Origin of the sequence: Cupriavidus sp. IK-TO18 (genome assembly GCF_015549295.1) — a bacterium.
In the GTDB taxonomy this organism is placed as follows: domain Bacteria; phylum Pseudomonadota; class Gammaproteobacteria; order Burkholderiales; family Burkholderiaceae; genus Cupriavidus; species Cupriavidus oxalaticus_A.
Genome location: NZ_JADGMP010000029.1, coordinates 307,689 through 327,415, shown reverse-complemented (window position 1 = coordinate 327,415; position 19,727 = coordinate 307,689). Strand labels below are relative to the sequence as shown.

Genomic DNA, 19,727 nt, shown 5'->3' with positions numbered 1-19,727 from the left:
ATTCCGGTAGCGGTCGCGGCTTAGCCAAGCCGGGTGGCGGCGGCGCGTGCCAGCCGGGCCGCGTATTCGTCATTGGCGCGCTGCTCGCGGCGCGCGGCGACCTGTTCTTCCCTGGCCTCGGCCCGCGCGATCAGCGTGTCGAAGGAATTCAGCCGGCGCTTCTGGTGCTGCCAGCGGGTGCGCCCGGCCAGGAGGTCGGCTTCGGCCTTGGCCAGCGCCGCGGTCTGCTGGCGGATGGCCTGGTCGAGCGAGTCGAGGAAGCGCGAAAAGTCCTGCCAGCGGCTCGAGGTCATGCCCTCCGCGGCCACGGCCTGCATGCGCGCGCGGTACTCGTGGCGGTATTGCGTCAGCTGGTTCAGCTGCTGCTCCGCCTGCGTGCGCGAGCCCTGCAGCCGGCCGAGTTCGCGCGCGGCGGCGTCGGTATCGTTCTGGGCAAGGTCCGCCAGGGTATTAAGCGGTGAAGGCTTGGCCATGATCACTCCTGTCGAAGAGGCTGTGCAGCTGGGCGATGGCGTCGTCGTAGCCGGCGCGCTGGTGGATATCCTGTTGCAGGAAGGCTTCCATGCGCGGATGCAGCCGGATTGCAAGGTCCAGCTCGGGATCGTTGCCCGGCACGTAGGCGCCCACGCTGATCAGGTCGCGGTTGCGCTGATAGCGCGACATCAACTGCTTGAAGCGGCGCACCGAGGCGAACTGCTCATGCGGGATCAGCGCGGTCATGGCGCGGCTGATGGAGGCCTCGACATCGATGGCGGGGTAGTGCCCCGACTCGGCCAGGCTGCGCGACAGCACGATATGGCCGTCCAGGATCGCTCGCGCCGAATCGGCGATCGGGTCCTGCTGGTCATCGCCTTCGGTCAGCACGGTGTAGAACGCGGTGATCGAGCCGCCGCCCTCGGGGCCATTGCCGGTGCGCTCGACCAGCGTCGGCAGCTTGGCGAAGACCGACGGCGGATAGCCCTTGGTCGCGGGCGGTTCGCCGATCGCCAGCGCGATCTCGCGCTGCGCCATGGCGTAGCGCGTCAGCGAATCCATGATCAGCAGCACATGCTGGCCCTGGTCGCGGAAATACTCGGCGAGCCGGGTTGCATAGGCGGCGCCCTGCATGCGCAGCAGCGGCGAGCAATCGGCCGGCGCCGCCACGACCACGGAGCGGCGGCGGCCCTCCGGCCCCAGGATGTTCTCGATGAATTCTTTGACCTCGCGGCCGCGCTCGCCGATCAGGCCGACCACGATCACGTCGGCGCTGGTGTAGCGCGCCATCATGCCCAGCAGCACGCTCTTGCCCACGCCCGAGCCCGCGAACAGGCCCATGCGCTGGCCGCGCCCCACCGTCAGCATGCCGTTGATGGCACGCACGCCGGTATCGAGCACGGTTTCGATAGGTGCGCGCATCAGCGGGTTGATCTGCTCGCCGGCCAGCGGCACTTCCATTGCCGCGGCCAGCGGGCCCAGGCCATCGAGCGGGCGGCCCGCGGCATCGAGCACGCGGCCGAGCAGGCCCGCGCCGACGGGCAGGCGCTTGGAGCCCGGCTCGCGCGGCGCGGCGGTGCCGGCCGGCTGCGGCGACGGCTCCAGCGGATAGACGCGGGCGCCCGGCAGCAGGCCGACCACGTCGGATTGCGGCATCAGGTAAAGGCGGTCGGCACCGAAGCCCACCACTTCCGCTTCGGCGGTGCGGGGTGCGTTGCTGTCGGCGATGAACTGACCGGCGGGCAGTTCGATCAGGCAGTCGCTGCCCACCGGCAGGCGCAGGCCCACGGCCTCGAGCACCAGCCCCGCGGCACGCGTCAGGCGGCCGCAGCTGCGCTTGCTGTCGAGGCCGGCAATGCCGGCCGATGCGGTTTCGAGCGCGCCGATCCAGCGTTGCGTATGCCGGCTCGATGCGCCATCCGGCGCGGCTTGTGCGACTGGTGCGGCGGCCTCAGTCATGCGGCGGCTCCCACGGATCGTCGCGCCCCAGCGCCTTGGCCACGCGCGTCCAGCGCGTGGCCAGCGTCGCGTCGCGCTCGCCGCTGGCGGCGCTGGCAATGCAGCCGCCGCGCGCCACCGTCGGATCCGGTCGTACGGTCCAGCCCGCGGCTTCGAGTTCGCCCTGCAGGTGCGTCTCGACCAGCGCAACGTCGTCAGGATGCAGCAGCACGCTGGGCGAGCCCTGCAGCGCGGGCTCGCTGGCCAGCAGCTCGCGCACCGCGGGCAGCAGCACCGAGGGATCCCCGGCAACCGTGGTGCGCACCAGCTGGCGCGCCACATCCAGCGCCAGCGTCACCAGCGCGCGCGCGACCTGATCGTCGACGCCCGTCAGCGCGCTGCGGAAATTGGTGGCCAGCGCCTGCAGCTGCGCGGCCTCGTTGCGCGCCGCTTCCAGCCCGCGCGAATAGCCTTCGCGGTGGCCGTCGCCATAGCCCTGAGTCTGTCCCTGCGTGTAGCCCTGCGCATAGCCTTCCTTGCGCGCGCCCTCGCGCATCGCATCCAGCGCCGCGAAATCGATCGGCGGTGGCGCGGGCTCGGCCGGCAAGAGGTCGGCAGGCGTCTCGGGCGCGTTGTTGCGCGCATCGCGCGGGTCGAGCGAGCCCATCTGCCAGCGCTGCCAGCCGGCGCCACCACCGCGCGCGCGGCGCGGCGGCTCGAACGGCGCGAAGCCGCCGTGCGCGCTGTCAGGGGGATCGCCCCGTACCGCGCGGCGTGCGCTCAGTGCGTTCGGCGCGTGCTGTGCGTTCGGTGCGTTCGGTGCGTGCTGTGCGTGCTGTGCATTCAGGCCGCGCTCGGGTAATGCATCAGACATAGGCATCGTCGCCTCCGCCGATCTGGACTTCGCCCGCATCCGCCAGGCGTCTCACCACCTGCAGGATGGCCTTCTGCTCGGCTTCGACCTGCGACACGCGCACCGGGCCGAGCGCATCCAGGTCCTCGCGCAGCATCTCGCCGGCGCGCGTGGACATGTTGCGGATGAACTTGTCGCGCAATTCCGACGGCGCGCCCTTGAGCGCGACGATGAGCGACTCGGTGGCGATTTCCTTGAGCACGCGCTGGATGCCGCGGTCGTCGACCTCCAGCAGGTTCTCGAACAGGAACATCTCGTCGATGATCTTCTGCGCCAGGTCGCCGTCGTGCAGGCGCACGCCGTCGATGACCGCCTCTTCGTGCGCGGTGCTCATCAGGTTGATGATCTCCGCCGCGGTGCGCACGCCGCCCATGCGGCTGCGCTTCAGGCTCTGGCCCGCCAGCAGCTTGGTCAGCACGTCGGTCAGCTCCTGCAGCGCGCCCGGCTGCACGCCGCCGAAGGTGGCGATACGCAGGATCACGTCGTTGCGCAGGCGGTCGGTGAACAGGCCCAGCACCTCCGACGACTTCTGGCGGTCCAGGTGGATCAGGATGGTGGCGATGATCTGCGGGTGCTCGTCGCGGATCAGCTCGGCGATCGAGGTCGCGTCCATCCAGTTGAGCGAGTCGATGCCGCTGCCCGGGTCGCGCGACTCCAGGATGTCCTCGATCACCGACTGCGCGCGCTCCTCGCCCAGCGCCTTGTTCAGCACGCTGCGGATAAAGGCGCTGGAATCGACGTTCAGTGCCAGGTACTGCTCGGTCTCGGAGCGGAACTCGCCCAGCACGCCGGCCATTTCCTCGCGCGTGACTGAACTGAGCGAGGCCATGGCAGCGCCCAGTTCCTGCACCTCGCGCTGCGACAGGTGCTTGAACACCTCGGCCGCGGCATCCTCGCCGATCGCCATCATCAGCACGGCGCTCTTCTGCAGGCCGCTGGCGGAGACTTCCTTGGAGATGGCCTTAGCGGTTGTCATTGGCAATCCAGTTCTTGATCACGCTGGCGACCAGGCGCGGGTCGCGCTGTGCGGCGTCACGCACCAGCGCGAGGTCGCTTTCATACTTGGCGGCAAGCCGCAGGACTTCCGGATTGGCGGGCTCTTCTGGCGGCAGCAGCACGGCCTCGGTCTCTTCCCTGGCTTCCGGTGCCGGCAGCGGCGGCGTGGTGTAGCGGCGCAGGATCGGGCGCGCCACCTTGAACCACGCGAACAGCGCCAGCAGTGCCAGCAGCAGGTAGCCCGCGCCGGTCTTGCCGAGATCGATCATTTCAGGTTGCTTCCACAGCGGGACTTCCGGCGTGACCTCGCGGTCCACGGTGAACGGGCTGTTGACCACGTTGATCGAGTCGCCCCGATCGGACGAGAAGCCCATTGCCTCCTTGGTCAGGTTCTCGATCTGCGCCAGCAGCGCCGGCGGCAGCGGCTGCGCCACCATCTTGCCCTTGGCATCGGCCGCCTGGCGGTAGTTCACCACCACCGCCACCGACAGCCGGCGCACGCCGCCCGGTGCCTGCTGCACATGGCGCACGGTGCGGTCCAGCTCGTAGTTGACGGTGGAATCGCGGCGGTTACTGCTCGGGCCGCTGGCCGTGCCGGCCTGCGCGCCTTGCGCGGCCTGGCCTTGCTGGCCCGCTTGCCCTGCCTGGCCCGGCTGGCCGGCGGCGGGGGCGCCGGCCTGTCCAGGCGCCTGGCCCGCGCGCGGCGTCTGCGGCGTGGTCACCGGCGCGACCGCGGCAGCGGGCGGCTGGTTGGACAGCGCGCCCGGCACGCCGCCCGGCGGCGTCGCGCCCTGCTGGCTCGACTCGCTGGTCTGCTGGCTGCGGATGGCCGAGCGGGTGGGATCCTGGTTGGGCTTGTAGCTCTCGTCGGTGTGCTCGACGATGGAGAAGTCCACGTCGGCCGTCACCTGCGCACGCACGTTGTCCTTGCCGACGATCGGCGCCAGGATCGCCTCGATGCGCTTGAGGTAGTTCTGTTCCAGCGCCTGCACGTACTTGAGCTGGGTGGCGTCGAGCATGCGCTCGTTGCCGCTGTTCGACAGCAGGTTGCCGTGCTGGTCGACGATCGAGATCGACTTGGGCGTCAGCTCCGGCACGCTCGACGACACCAGGTGGCTGATCGCCGCGACCTGGCCCTCGTCGATGGCGCGGCCCGGGTAAAGCTGCAGCACGATCGAGGCGGTAGGCTTCTGGCGCTCGCGCACGAACAGCGTCGGCTTGGGGATCGCCAGGTGCACGCGGGCCGACTGCACGGCGGCGATCGATTCGATCGAGCGCGCCAGCTCGCCTTCCAGCCCGCGCTGGTAATTGACCTGCTCGGCAAACTGGCTGATGCCGAACTTCTGGTTGTCCATCAGCTCCATGCCCGCGGTGCCGCTCTTGGGCAGGCCCTGCGAGGCGAGCCGCAGCCGCGTCTCGTGGACTTTCCCGGCCGGCACCATCACCGCGCCGCCGCCTTCGGCAAACTTGTACGGCACGTTCATCTGCTGCAGCGACTGCAGCACCGCACCGCCGTCGCGCTCGGACAGGTTGCTGTACAGCACCTTGTAGTCCGGCGCGCGCGACCACAGCACGCCCACGGCGATGGCGGCGGCAAGCGCCGCGCCGCCCAGCATCAGCGGCAGCCTGGGGTTGGCCTTCAGGCGCTCAAGCACCTCGGCCGGCCGGCCCGGCATGGCAACCGCCGCGGTCACGCGCGTGCTCCTGCGCCGGCGCCGCGATGCTCGCGACGGCTCGGGCGGTGATGGCGGCCATGGTCGTCGGCACGGCTCATGGCGCGGCACACATTACGCTGCAGAGAAAACACGCGTACTCCCGGATCAATGGTTGGTCTGGCAAGTGCCGGACGGCGGCGCTCGGCGGCTGCCCGCGCTTGTCCGGCACGGTGGCAATGATCGGCCAGACTTGAGTGGGACAATGCCGCAAACAGACCCGGTTTTCCGCCCGATTTCGGGCCATGGCGGGTGCGTGGCGGCGGGTACTCTGCAAACCGCTGAAAATCGGTGCGCCCCGTCTGCCTTGCCGGCATGAATGTGCTCGACGAGACGCGCCATCGACTGACCCGGCTACGAGCCGGCCCATGACGACGCCATGACCACTATCTCTTCCATCGAGTCCATGCTGCAGCAGTTGCGCGGCCTGTCACAGGTTGCCTCGGGCAACAGCGCCACCCAGTCGGCACCGGTTGCCGGCGGCGGCTTCGCCGGCGAGCTGCAACGCTCGCTGGGCAAGATCAATGCGGCGCAGGAGCGCGCCTATGGCCAGGCCGAGGCCTTCGAGCTGGGCAAGCCGGGGGTGGCGCTCAATGACGTGATGATCGACCTGCAGAAGGCGAACATCTCGTTCCAGACCGGGGTGCAGGTGCGGAACCGGCTGGTGCAGGCGTATCAGGAGATGATGAGCATGCCGATCTGATTGGCGCGGCAGGATTGCCGCGCACAGAGCAAAGAGCCCCTGGCCGCGTGCGCATGCCAGGGGCTCTTTGCCTTTCAGGGATGCGTCAGGGCATGGCTGGGCCAGACCAGCAGAAGTTCAGGTCCGCGGCTCCGCGATGTCCATGCCCGATTCCAGGTGGTAGATCCACGCCAGCAGTTCGGCCACCGCTACATACAGCTGCGGCGGAATCTGGCTGTCCAGGTCCACCTGCATCAGCAGGTTGACCAGCGTGGGCGAGTCGTGGATATAGACACCCGCTTCCTTGGCGCGGGCGATGATGGCCTCGGCCACCACGCCATAGCCCTTGGCAACCACGCGTGGTGCCTGGTTGTTGTGCTGGTAGCTGAGCGCGATGGCCGCGCCGCGGTCTGCTGCGCCTTCGCTCATGACGTGGCTCCTGCGGCGAGGTCGTCCTGGGTCTGGATATTGAGCCGCTGCAGCGGGATGCCCTGGGCTTCCAGACGGTTGCGCAGCAGCGGCCGCGCGGCGATCAGGCGCGCGGCGATATCGGTCTCGCCGGTGGCGACACGCGCCTCCAGTCCGGACGGGCCCAGCGTCAGCAGGACTTCCACAGTGCCAAGGCTGGGCAACTGCAGCCGGATCCGGCTCGACCACGGCCTGCTCGCGTCGTCGGGGCCCTGGCCATTCGCCTCGGGATCCGTACGCCGGATGTCCCACTCCATGGCTGCGCCAGGCCATGCTTCGCCGGCAAAGCGGAACTGCTGCGTCGCGAGCAGTTCGAGCTGCTGGCGAACCACGCCCTCGGTCGCGGGATGAATCGCCGGTCCGGCGGGTGCTGCTTGCCGGGAGGCTTCGCTGGCGATGCTGTCGGTATCGCCGGTGCGCGCTGCATGGGCTGCCATCGGCTCGGCAGCCGCCGGACGCGCGGCGTCCGCGGTGGCCTGGTAGGCCTGCGTCGCCAGCATGCCGGTGGATGGCCGTGGCGGTGGCGTGTCGGCATCGCGGCTATACACGGCTGCGGAGCCGGTGCCCTGGCGCACACCCTGCTCGGACGGCGCGTGGCTGTGCGCCACGCGCGGATTGCGCGGCGAGGCCAGCGCTTCGGCCAGCACCTGCGAGGCCGGCAGCAGCGGCGGTGTGCTAATGCGAGGCACGTCACCGCTGGCCGGTCCGGCATAGGTCAACATGGCCGAGGTGGAAGCCTGCGGCTGCGTGGCGGATGGTTGGCCGGGTGCCGCCTGTGGTGACGTGCGTGGTACACCTGCCTGCGGCTCCTGCAGGATGGTCGACAAAGGGCGCGCACCGCCGACCCACTGCGCCAGGTGCGACTCATAGAACAGCCCGCTTTGTCCCACGGCATTCGCCAGCGCCGCTGCGGCAGCCTGCATCAAACCGGCTGCCGGCGGGGCGGGCAACAACGGCATGCCGGCCTTGACCGGCTGCGGCCCGGCGCCCTCCATCACCGCCAGGATCGCGCGCGCGGCACTGCTCAGCGATTCGCGCGTGGACGTGCCCGGCAGCAGCGCGGCCTGCGCCGGCATGCCATTGGGACCTGCTGCCTGCTGGCTGTGGCGGATTGCCTGGCCGGTGGAATTCTGGACGCTTGATTCCGTGGTCTCGGGCACGGGCTGCAGCGCGGCCAGCCTGTCGATCGCCAGCGCGGGGCGCAGCGATTGCGGGTCCGGGGCCTGACCGGGAGCCAGGCCTGGTGGCAGGTGGATGCCGGTCATTTTTCAGGAATCAGTGGAAAAGGCGGCGCGGCGCACGGACGTGCGTGTGTGTGTTCAGGCGAGTGGGCGCGCCGCTGGCGGCGCGCGGTATCTGTCTGGCTGCCGCTCAGGCCATGGCGCCGTACGTCGACGCAAGCTCCACCTGCCGGCGCGAACTGGTCAGCATGTCGCCGAGCTTCGTGAGCCGCGGCATGGCCAGGTCGCGGATGCTGGCATCGTATGTGAGGATGCGGTCCAGCAACTGGTAGCGGCGCATGCGCTCGGCATCGGAGAAGGGGGTTTCGTGGTCGAGCTGGCGCAGGTGCTCGACCTGTTCCAGGTAAGTGCGCTGCAGCTCGGTGACGGTGTCCCAGTCGCCGGCCTGGGCGGCGTCATGCATGCGGGACGACAGGGCCAGGATGGCTTCGTAGCAGGTGACGATGGGGGAGAAGGGTGCCATGTCAGTTGTCCTGTAAGGCAGGTTGCGGCTCGCCGATCTGCGCCCAGGCCGAAGCCAGGCTTTCCAGTAGGGTATCGACCTCGGCCAGCAGGGCCGCGTCGCTACGCAGGTTGGCCAGCATCAGCCGGCGCACCATGTATTCGTACAGGGACTCGAGGTTGGCGGAGATTTCGCCGCCCGCGTTGTGGTCCAGCACGGCGCGCAGGCCGTTGTCGATGATGTCGATGGCTTTGGAGATGGCGTTGCCGCGTTCGGCAATGTTGCCGCCTTCCAGGTGGAACTTTGCCCGCGCGATGGCGGCGCGGGCGCCGTCATACAGCATCGTGATGAGTTTGTGCGGGCTGGCGCTCATCGCGCCGGTGTGAACACCGACCTGGGCGTAGGCGTTAGCGGCTTGGCGGGCGAACATGTGCGTTATCCCCGTACGTTACTTGGAGCTGCTGTTGGTGAGCGCGTTGAACTGCTGCGTCAGGTAGCTGCTGGTGCGGTTCATCTGCGCGACGACCAGGTCCAGTTGCGTGAACTGGGCCTTGTAGCGGTCGATGGTAGCGTTGACCCGCTCTTCGACGCGGTCATAGTCGTCTTCCAGGTCCTTCAGCGTCTTGGTGATGCCATCCTGGGCCGATTTGAGTGCGCCATCGGTCTTGGTCAGGCCGTCGACGTAGTCGGTGACCTGCTTGCCGATGCCGATGCCGCCGCTGCCGCTGGTGCTGGAAAACATTGCCGTGACACCGGCAAGGTCATTGTTCAGAGCCTTGGTCAGCTTGGTGTCGTCGAGCGCCATCGTGCCGTCCTTGTTGAACGAGATGCCGACGTCGATCAACGTCATCGTGCCACCATTGCCGTTGTCCAACGCGCCGCCGAGCATGCCGCGCAGGCGCGACTGGATAGAACGCAGCGTGGTGTCGCCGGTCAGCGCCGCCGAAGTGCCGGCGTCGGTGTCGAAGGCCGTCAGGGACTTCGCCGCGCTCTGGATATTGTTATACGCGGTGACGAAGGCCTGGACCGACGACTTGATCGAATCGTTGTCGCGCGTCACCACCAGCGAGGTGGTGCCGGTCTTGCTCAGGTTCATGGTCACGCCCTGCGCCGCGTCCACCACCGAGTTGCTCTGGCTGACCACGTCGATGCCGTTGATCTTCAGCGTGGCATTGGCCGGCGGGACCTTCTGCTCCATCTTGTTCGCGGCGGGCGCGGCGGCAGGGTCAAAGGCAACGAGGTTGTTCAATGCGGCATCGCCCGACGACACGCGCATCGTGGCTTGCGTGCCGGTCTTGTCGGAAGTCAGCACCAGGCGGTAAGGCGTGGCGCTGCCATCGTTGACGATGCTCGCGGTCACGCCGATGCCAGCCTTGTTGATGGCGTCGCGCACGCCTTCCAGCGATGCGTTGGCCGGGATCGTGACCTTCTTGGTGCTGGTGGCGGCGCCACCGGTGGCCAGCGCTTCGCCAAAGTCGAAGGTGATCTCGCCCCCGCCGATAGCGGCCTTCTGGTCGGCGACATTGCTGCTCACGAGCGACTGGGCGGTGGCCAGCGTGTTGACGGTGATGCTGTAGTTGCCCGGTACGGCATTGGCTGCGGTGGTCACCGACATCACGTCGGTGGAGCCGACGGTGGCCTTGACCGCGCCGAATGTATCGGCGTTGGACAGCTTCTTGGCCGCGGCCTGGTATGCCGACAGCACGCTTTGCAGCTGGCTGAAGGCTGACAGCTTGGTCTGGTAACTCCTGGCCTGGTTGTTGATGGCGGTGAGCGGCGCTTGCTCAGCCGTCTTGAGCTGGTCCAGCAGGGAGCTCAGGTCCAGGTTGGAGCCGATGCCGATGGAGGAGATCGTTGCCATGCGTGTCGTGCCTTTCTTCAACTTTGTTCGTTTCCGCGGCGATGGTGGGGTATTCCGTGCCTCAGGCCTTCTGGGTGACGAGCAACCCCTGCAACTTGTTCATGGCCCGGGCGATGCGCAGCACCTCTTCGGTGGGCATCTGGCGGATCAGGTCACCTGTTTCCTTGTCGATCACCTTGGTGATGATGCGGTTCGTGTCTTCATCGATCTCGAAACGCAGGCCGATCGAGGTGGTCTCCAACACGTCGGCAAGTTCGCCGAGCGCTGCCAGTGCTTCCGCGGAGTCGGCGCTATCGTTGCTCATCCTTGCCGCCTCGCTTAGCGCTTGGGGTGCTACGGTTGGTTTCGGGGTGCGCTGCGCCGCAGTGTCATTGGTGGAGAGCATTTCGGGCGGCAGGCCGACTTTGCCAGGGTTCAAGATCAAGAATGGCGGCATGATCTGTTCCTTACACGGCGGGAGAATTCGGGGTTAGGTTGAAACGCTTGGCTCGCAGCGGTCTGCCAGCGAAGCGCTCCAGCTGATCGGGAAAAAAGGCTGGGCCTCGCGGCCCAGCCTTTGATGCCTTGCGCGGATGCGATCAACGCAGCAGCGAGAGCACGCCTTGCGTGGTCTGGTTGGCTTGCGCCAGCACAGAGGTACCTGCTTGCTGCAGAATCTGCGCACGGGTCATGTTGGACACTTCCGTGGCGTAGTCAGCGTCTTGAATACGCGAGCGCGAGGCCGACAGGTTGGTTACTGCAGTGCCCAGATTGGCGATCACCGAGTCAAAGCGGTTTTGCACGGCACCAAGGGAACTGCGCAGATCGTCGACCTTCTTCAGCGCCGCGTCGATCGCCTCCAGCGGGCTCGCGGTCGTACCGGTCTGCAGGCTAGCAACTGAAACTTTCGACGTGTCAACGGTGAAGGCGGCCGTGCCTGCAGTCGTCGTGGTATCGGCCGATTGCGGATCCAAGGCGATATAGCGGTACATTGCAGTGCCGTCGACTGCGCCGGTGAAGCCTTGGTTGATCAGCGAGGTGGTTTCGCCGGCGCCGTTAGGAGTGATCGCAACCTCGGCATACAGATTACCGTTCTTATCCGCCACGGCGTTGCCGGTGAAGACTGCGCCGCCAGCTGCCAAGCCGAGCTTGGACGACAAGTCGTCCGTGTTCGCTTCTGCGACAGTAGTGGTCGTAACGGCAGTAGTCGAGCCGTAGAGGGCTTGCAGCTGAGCGGCCGTGGGAGCATCGCCAGCTGCCGAGCCGGTTGCGCCATCGAAGGCGAAAGTAGCGGTGGCGGCCGGACCGGCTACGTTGAAGCCTTGCATCCCCAGAGTTTTCGAACTGATTTCGGCCAAATCGATGGTGATCGTCTCGCCGTCGTTAGCGCCAACTTGGATGGTAAGGGGCTTGGCGCTGGAGGACAGCACCTTCACGCCGTTGAAGTCGGTCTGTTGCGAAGTCCGGTCGATTTCCGACAGGCGCTGCGAGATTTCGTCCTGGATCGACTTCAGGTCCGAAGCCGAGTTCGAGCCGTTGGCGGCCTGCACGCTCAGTTCGCGGATACGCTGCAGGTTGTTGTTGACTTCGGTCAGCGCGCCTTCGGTCGTTTGCGCCAGCGAGATGCCGTCGTTGGCGTTGCGCTGTGCCTGGGTCAGGCCCTTGATGTTCGCAGTGAACCGGTTCGCAATCGCCTGACCAGCTGCATCGTCCTTGGCGCTGTTGATGCGCAGGCCCGACGACAGGCGCTGGATCGCCGTGTTCAGCGACGATTGCGAAGCGTTCATGTTGTTCTGAGTCATCAGAGACAACGAATTGGTGTTAATGACTTGCGCCATTTACGACTCCTATTTGCAAAGTTTTTTGGCATTCCGGCTGCTAGCCGTAACGTTGGCTGCCTGCTTTGCAGGGCGTAGAGTGCCTCCGTTGCAAGGGTTATCGACCGCCCCAGGCAAAGGTTTAGAGTGATCTCTGCAAGTAGTTTGGGGGGGGCGCCGGGGGGCGCCCGGGCGTGCGTCGGCCTGCCAAAAGGCCGCAGGAGTGTGGTGTTGCGATGGCTGCTTCAGCGCCGCTTGCGCGTCCGCGGTATATAGATAGGCACGAATTCCGCCGCAATCGCCGGATCGATACCGACCACCGGCGTGTCCAGCGGTGTCACCAAACAAATCGCCTGCTTGTAGACAATGGTGGGCTGCGGATCGTCCAGCCGCCGGCCGAGCAGCACCATATAGTTGTCCGTCGCCAGCACGATCCCCTGCAGGCGCGTGCCGTTGGACAAATAGACGACCACCGGCGCGCGGTTGGCCGACTGGGCGGCGAGGTGCTGGTACTGCAGTTCCTTTCGGGTGGAGCGCTTGGGCCGGATTTCCTTCTTCTTCACAACGACTCCGGAAGAGCCCGCAAGGGTTCTGGCGGCTGATGACGGTCCGTTGGCCGGCGACCGGGTGGGCGGCGCGGCCAGGGCGGCAGGGGAAAGGTCCGCTCTCGGAACCGGCCTCGGGTCGGGACGTCGGCGCCGCGACGCCTGCGGGCCTCTTGTGTGGGCCGCGGGGTGTCGGGCACATGCCGGCGAGGGGCGCTGCCAGAAGAGAGGGGGAGTACTTCAGTGCCGAGAGTAACAAAGTTTTACAAGCGTCGACGGGCAGAGTGCTTCGCCAGGCCTAGAGTGTTAGCTCTACAAAATTTGTTGCGCTCGGAGCCGTGGTATTGTACCGGTTTTGTGCGACTGCACAATGATCTTCGCCTGCCGTGTCCACCAGCCCTGACGCGGTCGGGCACGCAGTGAAAAACTGAAGGAAAGTCAAAATTCGTCCTGAAGTAATATCAGGACCCAAATTGCTAAAAGTGCGCCAATTGCCCCATAACAGGGATTCCCCTGATAGAAACGGGATTTACACCTGATGTAAGCGAGCTTATATTCTTGGCGAGAGCTTGGTTTCAAGCTCTTGCAGTCCTGGAAAGCCTACGAGCACCCCGCGCGTGGGCTTCTTTTTTTGGTGCCTACGTCGTTTGAGTCGCGCTCTGTGGCGCTGTGGCCGGGAATAAACCGACCGTTCGGGATGTCCAGCGTGATTAAAAGCCACCTTCCGGACAGGCAATTCACCGAACTGCGGGTGTTTTTGCCTCTAATTCTCATTTCCCTTCAAGAATTGTGCGCTGACCGCCGATAGCGCGCCACCGCTGCCATATGCCCTAGCGCGCCGGGGCACGGCAAGCACCGGCGGCGGGAAGCGCCTACCATAGCCGCTCTCCTTGACTCCGCAACAAGAGCAGGACCGGTCACCGCGCCGCCTCGATGCGCGGCTTTCCGCGATCCTGCCGTCCGCAGGTGCACATGACCGCCTCCTCCCCGCCGCCCTTGCAAGCGGCCGCCCGTTGGGCCTTCCGCTTCCTCGGGCGGCACTGCTTCCAAGTCCGCCAGCCAGCGCAACACCGGCGCTCCCGTGCCGCCGGTGCCGGTCATGCAGGTGATCTTCGGGCTGATGCTGGCGATCCCGTTCGGCGCGTTTGCGGCGGACCGGCTGATGTCGTGGAGCGGGCGCGACAAGCCGCTGCGGATGGCCGGCGCGCTGGTGGCGCCGCTGCTGGTGGCGCGGCTGCCGGAGACAGTGCTGCGCGGCAGCGTCGGCAGCGCGGCAGCGGCTGCGGAGTGAATATTCCGAAGGCCGCGCCGGGATGTCCTAGCCCGCGGCCCCGCCCACATTGCCGCCGCGCGCCACGCGCCGCCGTGCCCGTGCGGCCAGCCCCGCGCCCAGTGCCCAGCGCAGCGCCGGCGCAAGCACGCGCATGCCGGCCCGCGTGGCCGAGCGCCGCAGCGACGGTCCGTCGAGGTCGAGCTGCTGCCGCGCCCACGGCGGCAGCAAGGCAATGCCGGCATCGGCCATGATCCGCACCGCCGGTTGCAGCAGCGGGTTGGCCACCGGCATCCTGCGCACCAGCCGCACCACTTCACGGGTGCGCTCGCTGGCCTGCAGCTGGGGCCGCATCGCTTCCAGGTAGGCCGCCACCGCCGCGCGCGAGCGCGGCACGTCGGCTGCGCCGAGCAGCAGCGCAACGCGCGCGACCTCGTCGTAATAGCGGTCCTGCTCGGCTTCGCCCAGCGGCCCGACATAGCGCAGGTAGCCCGCCATGAAGCTCGACACCTCGGCCACATGCACCCATGTCAGCAGCGCCGGATCGGTCGCCGCATAAGGCCGTCCGTCCGGCGCCACGCCGGTGACGCCGGCATGGATGCGCCGTACGCGCCCGATCAGCGCCATGGCATCGTCGCGGCTGCCGTAAGTGGTGCCGGCAATAAACTGGGCGGTGCGGCCGAGCCGGCCCTGCATGTCGGTGCGAAAGCTGGAGTGGTCCCACACGCCGGCCAGCGCCAGCGGATGCAGCGTCTGCAGCAGCAGCGCGCTGACGCCGCCGGCCAGCATTGCCGGGAAGTCTGCGTGCACGCGCCAGCAGACCGCGTCGGGGCCGAACAGCCCGGGGTCGCCGGGCGGGTTGTCATAGTCGAGCGTGAGGCCGGAATTGCTGCGCGTCAGCGCGCGTACCTGCGCGCCGGCGTGCGCACGCACCCTGGCCACCGGTCCAGGCGCGCTGCGTTCGCGCCGGGCGTCGCGGGAGACCGCGGAATCAGCGGAATGGGCGGGATCGGTGTGGCTGGACAAGACCGTGTGGCAAGCAAGAAGACGTCACGGCCAGCATACACGGTAAGCCGCGGACGCGTGCGACGGGGTGCCGCGGCAATTTGGAAAGGAGAGCGGCAACCTCAGCAAAAAGGGCCGGATCTCCCGTTCGGGAGACCCGGCCGATCAAGTTCCGGCGTATGCCCCTGCGGCCGCACCGCATGTTGCTGCCGCACATACCCGGATAGCTGCCTCTATGTCAGCGGCAAGCCTGACTGCTGAGGTTACTGTTGGCGTTGTCCGCCCTGGCCGCCTTGACCGCCCTGTTGGCCGCCCTGACCGCCTTGCTGACCACTGCGTTGACCGCTCTGCTGGCCCGGTTGCGAGCTGCCGCGATCCTGCTGTTGCTGTTGGCCTTGGCCACGATCTTGATTACCCATTTGACCGCCGCCCTGTTGTTGTCCCATGCCGCCTGATTGCTGGCTGCCGCGTTGGCCAGATTGCTGTTCTTGTTGCTTTTGATCTTGCTTTTGGCCCGACTGCGATTGACCCGGCTGTTGCTGCTGTCCCATTGCTAGTCTCCTTGACGCGGCGGACTGCCGCATTCCCGGTTTTGCAATCGCCATGCCAAGCGGAAGCATGCCGGCAGCGGGCTTGCCGTGGCGGGCGGCGCCGCATGCTGCACCCGGCGCGGCTGCCCGCTTTTACAACAGGTGGACCGATTTACACACCCCTGTCGCCGCGGCTCCCGCGTGGCGTTGGGAGAACACTTGGTATGGACTTTGCGGACTGACAACGTGCCAGCAGTCCCGCGTGCCAGGCAGCGAACGCGGCGGAGGCGCTGGGAACCTGTACAGGAGACACAGCCATGCGAATTACCCGATTTTCCGCGCGCGGCATCAGGCTGGCTTGCGTGGCCGCAGCGTTGGCGGCGGCTGCCGGCGCCGCGCAGGCGCTGGACAAAAGTGGCCTGATATTCATCGCGGCCGACAACGCGCCGGCGGCACCGGTCAACTCCGCGCCAGGCATGCCGGGCCGGGCCGACCCGGATCGTGGCGCGAGCGCCGACATGAGCGCCGACAAGGCCAAGCAGGCGGTCGAGGATGGCGCCATCACCACCAAGATCAAGACCAAGCTGCTGACCGCCAAGGATCTCAAGTCGACCGGCATCCACGTGAAGACGAAGAATGGCACGGTTGAAGTGGGCGGCACAGTGCCAAGCCAGCAACAGCATAACCTGGCACTGGACACGATCCGCAGTGTCGAAGGCGTGACGTCGGTGAACGATAACCTCAAGGTCACTTCGCGCTGACCGCTGAAGCGCAATGCCGGGCACGCCAGTGCCCGCCGTCCGCCGATGTGCGAAACACAACGCACCATCTCCGGTTTTCCGGATTCCAGCTAGGCGGCTTTGCGGCGTGTCGTGCCCGTGCTCTTGCGAGCCGTGGCATGAGACTTGGCATGCGACTTGGTGTGCGACTGGGCCGGCGCATGCTTGGCCGCGGTCGTGCGCTTGGCCGTCGTCCGCTTTGCGGGTGATTTCGTCGCCGCTGCATGGCGCGCGGGCGTCTTGCGGCGGCTGCGGCTTGCGCGGGCGCGGTCGTCATCGGCTTCGGCTTCCTTCGCCGCTTGCGATTCCTCCGCCGGCTTCGCGCGGCGCCGGCCCTTGCCGTCGTCGCCCTTGCCGCGCTCGCCCAGGCTCTTGCGCAGCAGCGCCACCATGTCGATGACCTTGGCGCTGCGCCGTGGCGCTTCTTCGTCCTCGGTGGGCTGGGTCAGCTGGTGCGTCTTGCCGGATTCGATCTTGGCGTCGATGCGCGCCATCATGTCGTCGCGATAGGTGTCGCGATACTGTTCTGGCTTCCAGTCTTCGGTCATGTCCTCGACCAGCTTGGTTGCCATCTCGATCTCGCGCGCATGGGCGCCGCTGCCCTTGGTGCTCGACGCCTTCGGCAGGCGCAGCTCCGAGATCGGCAGCACTTCGTCGGCGAAGCGCATGGTGTTGAGTACCAGCGCGTTGTCGTGGACCAGCACTGCCGCCAGGTGCTGGCGATTGCGCAGCACCACAAGCGCCAGCGCGGCGCGGCCGGTGCGCCGCATCGTCGCATGCAGCAGCGCGTAGCCGCGGTCGCCGCGCTTGTCCGGCTCGAGGTAGTAGGGGGTGTCGAAGAAATAGGGCGGAATGCTCTGCGCCTCGACAAAGCTGACGATGTCGACCGTCTGCGTGGCTTCGACATTGGCCTGGCGGAAATCCTCGTCGTTCAGCAGCACGTACTCGTCCTTGGCGTACTGGTAGCCCTTGACGATGTGCTCCTTGTCGACCGGCTTGCCGGTGCTCTTGTTGATGCGCTGGTAGCCCACCGGGGCCATGTCGCGCACGTCTAGCAGGTCGAGGTCGAGTGTCTGGCTGCGCGACGCTGGCCGCAGGACGACCGGGATATTGACGAGGCCAAAGGTAATGGCGCCTTTCCAGATGATGCGGGACACTTGACGGCTCCTTTATCGCATTGATCGCGCGCGCGTTGCGGCGGCGGTGGCGGCTGGTCGCCCGGTGGCGGGTCGGAGACGGGTTCGGGAGGCCCCGGCGGCGGCTCGGGCGGCGGGACTTCCGGCTCTCGCGGGGGAATGTCGGGGTCGGGCGTGGTATGCACGTAGGCTCCTTGTCAGGGTTGATGGCGGACCGGCATGGCCGTTGGCTAAACGCGGTCCTTGAGCGTATCGAGCAGGTGCGTCAGCGCGTCCAGGTCGGCCGGCTTTACCAGGTGCTGGTCGAAGCCCGCTTCCATCGCGCGCCGGCGGTCCTCGGGCTGGCCGAAGCCGGTCAATGCGACCAGCGTGGCGCCGCGCATCTCGGGCAGCGCGCGCAGCCGGCGCGCGGTCTCGAAGCCGTCCATGGCCGGCATGCCGAGATCCAGCAGCACCACTTCCGGGCGCGCGGCGGTGGCGAGCGCGACAGCCGTGGGCCCGTCCGGCGCCGTCACCACGGTGTGGCCCATGGTCTGGAGCGTCATGGTCATGGCTTCGAGGGCGTCGGCGTTGTCGTCCACCACCATGATCCGCCGCGACACGCCGCTGTGCGCCGCGGACTTGCCGGTGCCGGGGTGCCACTTGTGCCACGGCTCGACCGGCAGCGTGACGCTGAAGGTGCTGCCCTGGCCAGGGCCGGGGCTGTCGGCGCGGATCGTGCCGCCATGCAGCAAGACCAGCTTCTGCACCAGCGTCAGGCCGATGCCGGGCCCGTCGTGCGGGAAGGCGTTGGCCGGCGCCGTGCCGTCGTTGATGTTGCGGTTGCCGACGCTGCTGTCGATGCTGCTGCCTTTGCCGGCGTTGCCATCGGCGGGATCGTGCGGGGCCAGCGGGTCGAACAACAGCCGCTGCAGCGCCTCGGACAGTCCGGTGCCGTTGTCGCGCACGCGCACCGTGACATGGCCGCCGGCGGAACCGCTGGCCGCATTCTCGTCGAGCGTGGCGTCGACCGTGATCTGGCCGCCCGCGGGCGTGTAGGCGGCGGCATTGTGCAGCAGGTTGCTGAAGATCTGCGTCAGCCGCACCAGGTCGCCGCGCACCGGCAGCGGCTGCTCGGGCAGCGACAGGCGCAGCGTGTGGCCGTAGACGTCGATCTCCGGCCGCACCGCTTCGACCGCGGTACTGAGCGCGGCGCGCAGCTCTACCAGGTCCTGGCGCAGCGTGATGCGGCCCTGGTTGAAGCGCGAGATATCGAGCAGCTCGTCGACCAGCCGGGTCAGGTGGTGCAGCTGGCGGCCGATGATGTCGCGCGCGCGGAACATGTCCTCGCGCGAAGGCGACAGCTGCTGCAGCATGTCGGCAGCGCTGCGCAGCGGCGCGAGCGGGTTGCGCAACTCGTGGGCGAGCATGGCCAGGAACTGGTCCTTGCGCCGCTCCTCGTCGCGCAGCGTGCGTCCGGCGCGGTTCTGCAGCGTCACGTCCTGGCAGATGCCGGCAATGCGCAGCGGCCGGGCATGGCCGGTATCGCAGGCATCGCCGCCATCGCCGGCATGGCCGGCATCGGCGCGCGCGGCCGCCTGACCGGCGCCGTGCACGGGGAAGGCGCGCGCGCGGATCTCGCGCAGCTGGCCGTCGGGCCGCGTCATCTGGAATTCGATATCCATGCGGCCGTCGGACAGCATGCTGGCGAGAGCGGCCTCGACGCGTGGTCGGTCGGCCGGGACCAGGCGGTCCAGGCAGCGGCGCGGGTTCTCCATCACCTCTGCGGCCGAATGGCCCCACAGCGCCTCGAACGAAGGGCTGACGAACAGCAGGCGCCGGGCGGCGGGATCAAGGATCCAGACCACGTCGGCCAGCGACTCCGCCAGCTGGCGGAACAGGTCCTCGTTGTCGTGCAGGGCCTGCGTGGTGCGGTGGTAGGCATCTTCCGCCCCGCGCAGCCGCAGCAGCGCCTGGATGCTCGACAGGACTTCCTCGGGCTCGGCAGGCTCGACCAGGTAGCCGTCGGCGCCGCAGTTCAGCGCCTCGACCCGCTGGCGCGCCTGGGCCACGCCGGGCGAGGTCAGCAGCACCAGGGTGCGGGCGATCTCCGGGTCGTCCTTGATCAGCCGGCACACCTCCAGCCCACTGATATCGGGCAGGCGCGACGACAGCAGCACCAGCGCCGGCGCATGCTGGCGCACCAGCGCCAGCGCCGACTGGCCGGTGGCCGCCTCGATCACGGAAAACTCGCCGCGATGCAGGATGCGGCTCTTGACGTAGCGCGGTCCCTCGCGGTCCTCGACGTTGAGGATCAACGGAGCGCGGTTGGCTTGCGGGCGCATGGCGTCACGCTGACGCGCGCTTTCGCGCGCGTCCGCAGGCGACCACCGGCGCGCAGGCGCGCGGCCGGTGCGGCCGGTTTCGGAGCAGGTAAAAGCGTGCCGGCTCCGTGTCCTCG

Annotated in this window: 20 protein-coding genes; 3 read left to right on the top strand and 17 right to left on the bottom strand. The window is 67.6% G+C overall.

Translation table 11 applies throughout. From position 1 onward, the window contains the following. Nucleotides 1-20: 20 nt before the first annotated feature. From fliJ to fliF, 5 genes are read right to left on the bottom strand one after another with little or no spacing between them, the layout of a single operon-like run. Nucleotides 21-473 carry a flagellar export protein FliJ gene (gene fliJ, locus IPF36_RS22005; protein ID WP_135703274.1) on the bottom strand — a complete coding sequence of 151 codons (453 nt, stop codon included), beginning with the start codon at nucleotides 471-473 and terminating at the stop codon, nucleotides 21-23. Then, a complete protein-coding gene (gene fliI, locus IPF36_RS22000) occupies nucleotides 451-1,932 on the bottom strand; it encodes a flagellar protein export ATPase FliI (RefSeq protein WP_195430248.1) in 1,482 nt (493 codons plus the stop codon). Before fliI ends, fliJ begins: the two co-directional genes overlap by 23 nt. Then, nucleotides 1,925-2,791, bottom strand: coding sequence for a flagellar assembly protein FliH (gene fliH / locus IPF36_RS21995; RefSeq protein WP_195430245.1), 867 nt, complete (start codon nucleotides 2,789-2,791; stop codon nucleotides 1,925-1,927). Before fliH ends, fliI begins: the two co-directional genes overlap by 8 nt. Next, nucleotides 2,778-3,800, bottom strand: coding sequence for a flagellar motor switch protein FliG (gene fliG, locus IPF36_RS21990; RefSeq protein WP_133095669.1), 1,023 nt, complete (start codon nucleotides 3,798-3,800; stop codon nucleotides 2,778-2,780). The genes fliH and fliG overlap by 14 nt, the downstream gene beginning before the upstream one ends. Then, nucleotides 3,787-5,514 (bottom strand): flagellar basal-body MS-ring/collar protein FliF, encoded by a 1,728-nt coding sequence (gene fliF / locus IPF36_RS21985; protein WP_135703271.1) that lies wholly within the window; start codon nucleotides 5,512-5,514, stop codon nucleotides 3,787-3,789. The genes fliG and fliF overlap by 14 nt, the downstream gene beginning before the upstream one ends. A gap of 397 nt (nucleotides 5,515-5,911) precedes the next feature. Between fliF and fliE the strand changes: the two genes are divergently transcribed. Continuing rightward, entirely contained in the window at nucleotides 5,912-6,235 is a 324-nt protein-coding gene (gene fliE / locus IPF36_RS21980) for a flagellar hook-basal body complex protein FliE (RefSeq protein ID WP_133096018.1), read from the top strand. Between the two features lie 117 nt (nucleotides 6,236-6,352). On the opposite strand, the gene IPF36_RS21975 is transcribed toward fliE, so the two are convergent. From IPF36_RS21975 to IPF36_RS21940, 8 genes are all read right to left on the bottom strand, one after another. Further along, entirely contained in the window at nucleotides 6,353-6,643 is a 291-nt protein-coding gene (locus IPF36_RS21975; protein WP_135703269.1) for an EscU/YscU/HrcU family type III secretion system export apparatus switch protein, read from the bottom strand. After that, the gene (locus IPF36_RS21970; RefSeq protein ID WP_195430243.1) at nucleotides 6,640-7,947 is read right to left on the bottom strand and encodes a flagellar hook-length control protein FliK; all 1,308 of its coding nucleotides are present in this window, start codon (nucleotides 7,945-7,947) and stop codon (nucleotides 6,640-6,642) included. Before IPF36_RS21970 ends, IPF36_RS21975 begins: the two co-directional genes overlap by 4 nt. A 106-nt stretch (nucleotides 7,948-8,053) precedes the next feature. After that, nucleotides 8,054-8,386 carry a flagellar protein FliT gene (locus IPF36_RS21965; protein WP_135703267.1) on the bottom strand — a complete coding sequence of 111 codons (333 nt, stop codon included), beginning with the start codon at nucleotides 8,384-8,386 and terminating at the stop codon, nucleotides 8,054-8,056. 1 nt (nucleotide 8,387) lies between these two features. Beyond that, complete coding sequence (gene fliS / locus IPF36_RS21960; RefSeq protein WP_135703266.1) at nucleotides 8,388-8,795, bottom strand: flagellar export chaperone FliS; 408 nt, start codon at nucleotides 8,793-8,795, stop codon at nucleotides 8,388-8,390. A gap of 18 nt (nucleotides 8,796-8,813) precedes the next feature. Beyond that, nucleotides 8,814-10,226 (bottom strand): flagellar filament capping protein FliD, encoded by a 1,413-nt coding sequence (fliD, locus tag IPF36_RS21955; protein ID WP_195430241.1) that lies wholly within the window; start codon nucleotides 10,224-10,226, stop codon nucleotides 8,814-8,816. A gap of 61 nt (nucleotides 10,227-10,287) precedes the next feature. Continuing rightward, entirely contained in the window at nucleotides 10,288-10,662 is a 375-nt protein-coding gene (locus tag IPF36_RS21950; protein WP_135703264.1) for a flagellar protein FlaG, read from the bottom strand. 142 nt (nucleotides 10,663-10,804) lie between these two features. Continuing rightward, the gene (locus IPF36_RS21945) at nucleotides 10,805-12,043 is read right to left on the bottom strand and encodes a FliC/FljB family flagellin (RefSeq protein WP_135703263.1); all 1,239 of its coding nucleotides are present in this window, start codon (nucleotides 12,041-12,043) and stop codon (nucleotides 10,805-10,807) included. A 224-nt stretch (nucleotides 12,044-12,267) separates the two neighbouring features. Continuing rightward, nucleotides 12,268-12,585 (bottom strand): RNA chaperone Hfq, encoded by a 318-nt coding sequence (locus tag IPF36_RS21940; RefSeq protein WP_195430239.1) that lies wholly within the window; start codon nucleotides 12,583-12,585, stop codon nucleotides 12,268-12,270. A gap of 1,081 nt (nucleotides 12,586-13,666) precedes the next feature. On the opposite strand from IPF36_RS21940, the gene IPF36_RS21935 reads away from it, so the two are divergent. Further along, nucleotides 13,667-13,858, top strand: coding sequence for a hypothetical protein (locus tag IPF36_RS21935; RefSeq protein WP_195430439.1), 192 nt, complete (start codon nucleotides 13,667-13,669; stop codon nucleotides 13,856-13,858). 27 nt (nucleotides 13,859-13,885) lie between these two features. Here the strand turns inward: IPF36_RS21935 and IPF36_RS21930 are convergent, their stop codons facing one another. Further along, nucleotides 13,886-14,779 (bottom strand): oxygenase MpaB family protein, encoded by an 894-nt coding sequence (locus IPF36_RS21930; RefSeq protein ID WP_133096053.1) that lies wholly within the window; start codon nucleotides 14,777-14,779, stop codon nucleotides 13,886-13,888. A gap of 326 nt (nucleotides 14,780-15,105) precedes the next feature. Next, nucleotides 15,106-15,393 (bottom strand): hypothetical protein, encoded by a 288-nt coding sequence (locus tag IPF36_RS21925; protein WP_195430236.1) that lies wholly within the window; start codon nucleotides 15,391-15,393, stop codon nucleotides 15,106-15,108. 296 nt (nucleotides 15,394-15,689) lie between these two features. Between IPF36_RS21925 and IPF36_RS21920 the strand changes: the two genes are divergently transcribed. Next, on the top strand, nucleotides 15,690-16,133 hold the full coding sequence (locus IPF36_RS21920) for a BON domain-containing protein (protein WP_133096007.1): 444 nt from the start codon (nucleotides 15,690-15,692) through the stop codon (nucleotides 16,131-16,133). Between the two features lie 89 nt (nucleotides 16,134-16,222). On the opposite strand, the gene IPF36_RS21915 is transcribed toward IPF36_RS21920, so the two are convergent. Both IPF36_RS21915 and IPF36_RS21910 read right to left on the bottom strand, forming a co-directional pair. Continuing rightward, a complete protein-coding gene (locus tag IPF36_RS21915; protein ID WP_195430233.1) occupies nucleotides 16,223-17,308 on the bottom strand; it encodes a Ku protein in 1,086 nt (361 codons plus the stop codon). A 209-nt stretch (nucleotides 17,309-17,517) separates the two neighbouring features. After that, the gene (locus tag IPF36_RS21910) at nucleotides 17,518-19,611 is read right to left on the bottom strand and encodes a response regulator (RefSeq protein ID WP_135703259.1); all 2,094 of its coding nucleotides are present in this window, start codon (nucleotides 19,609-19,611) and stop codon (nucleotides 17,518-17,520) included. Nucleotides 19,612-19,727 lie beyond the last annotated feature (116 nt).

Coding starts and splice junctions, on each gene's coding strand:
- fliJ (WP_135703274.1), bottom strand. CDS start 473: ATGGCCAAGCCTTCACCGCTTAATACCCTGGCGGACCTTGCCCAGAAC.
- fliI (WP_195430248.1), bottom strand. CDS start 1,932: ATGACTGAGGCCGCCGCACCAGTCGCACAAGCCGCGCCGGATGGCGCA.
- fliH (WP_195430245.1), bottom strand. CDS start 2,791: ATGCCTATGTCTGATGCATTACCCGAGCGCGGCCTGAATGCACAGCAC.
- fliG (WP_133095669.1), bottom strand. CDS start 3,800: ATGACAACCGCTAAGGCCATCTCCAAGGAAGTCTCCGCCAGCGGCCTG.
- fliE (WP_133096018.1), top strand. CDS start 5,912: ATGACCACTATCTCTTCCATCGAGTCCATGCTGCAGCAGTTGCGCGGC.
- IPF36_RS21975 (WP_135703269.1), bottom strand. CDS start 6,643: ATGAGCGAAGGCGCAGCAGACCGCGGCGCGGCCATCGCGCTCAGCTAC.
- IPF36_RS21970 (WP_195430243.1), bottom strand. CDS start 7,947: ATGACCGGCATCCACCTGCCACCAGGCCTGGCTCCCGGTCAGGCCCCG.
- IPF36_RS21965 (WP_135703267.1), bottom strand. CDS start 8,386: ATGGCACCCTTCTCCCCCATCGTCACCTGCTACGAAGCCATCCTGGCC.
- fliS (WP_135703266.1), bottom strand. CDS start 8,795: ATGTTCGCCCGCCAAGCCGCTAACGCCTACGCCCAGGTCGGTGTTCAC.
- fliD (WP_195430241.1), bottom strand. CDS start 10,226: ATGGCAACGATCTCCTCCATCGGCATCGGCTCCAACCTGGACCTGAGC.
- IPF36_RS21950 (WP_135703264.1), bottom strand. CDS start 10,662: ATGCCGCCATTCTTGATCTTGAACCCTGGCAAAGTCGGCCTGCCGCCC.
- IPF36_RS21945 (WP_135703263.1), bottom strand. CDS start 12,043: ATGGCGCAAGTCATTAACACCAATTCGTTGTCTCTGATGACTCAGAAC.
- IPF36_RS21935 (WP_195430439.1), top strand. CDS start 13,667: ATGCAGGTGATCTTCGGGCTGATGCTGGCGATCCCGTTCGGCGCGTTT.
- IPF36_RS21925 (WP_195430236.1), bottom strand. CDS start 15,393: ATGGGACAGCAGCAACAGCCGGGTCAATCGCAGTCGGGCCAAAAGCAA.
- IPF36_RS21920 (WP_133096007.1), top strand. CDS start 15,690: ATGCGAATTACCCGATTTTCCGCGCGCGGCATCAGGCTGGCTTGCGTG.
- IPF36_RS21910 (WP_135703259.1), bottom strand. CDS start 19,611: ATGCGCCCGCAAGCCAACCGCGCTCCGTTGATCCTCAACGTCGAGGAC.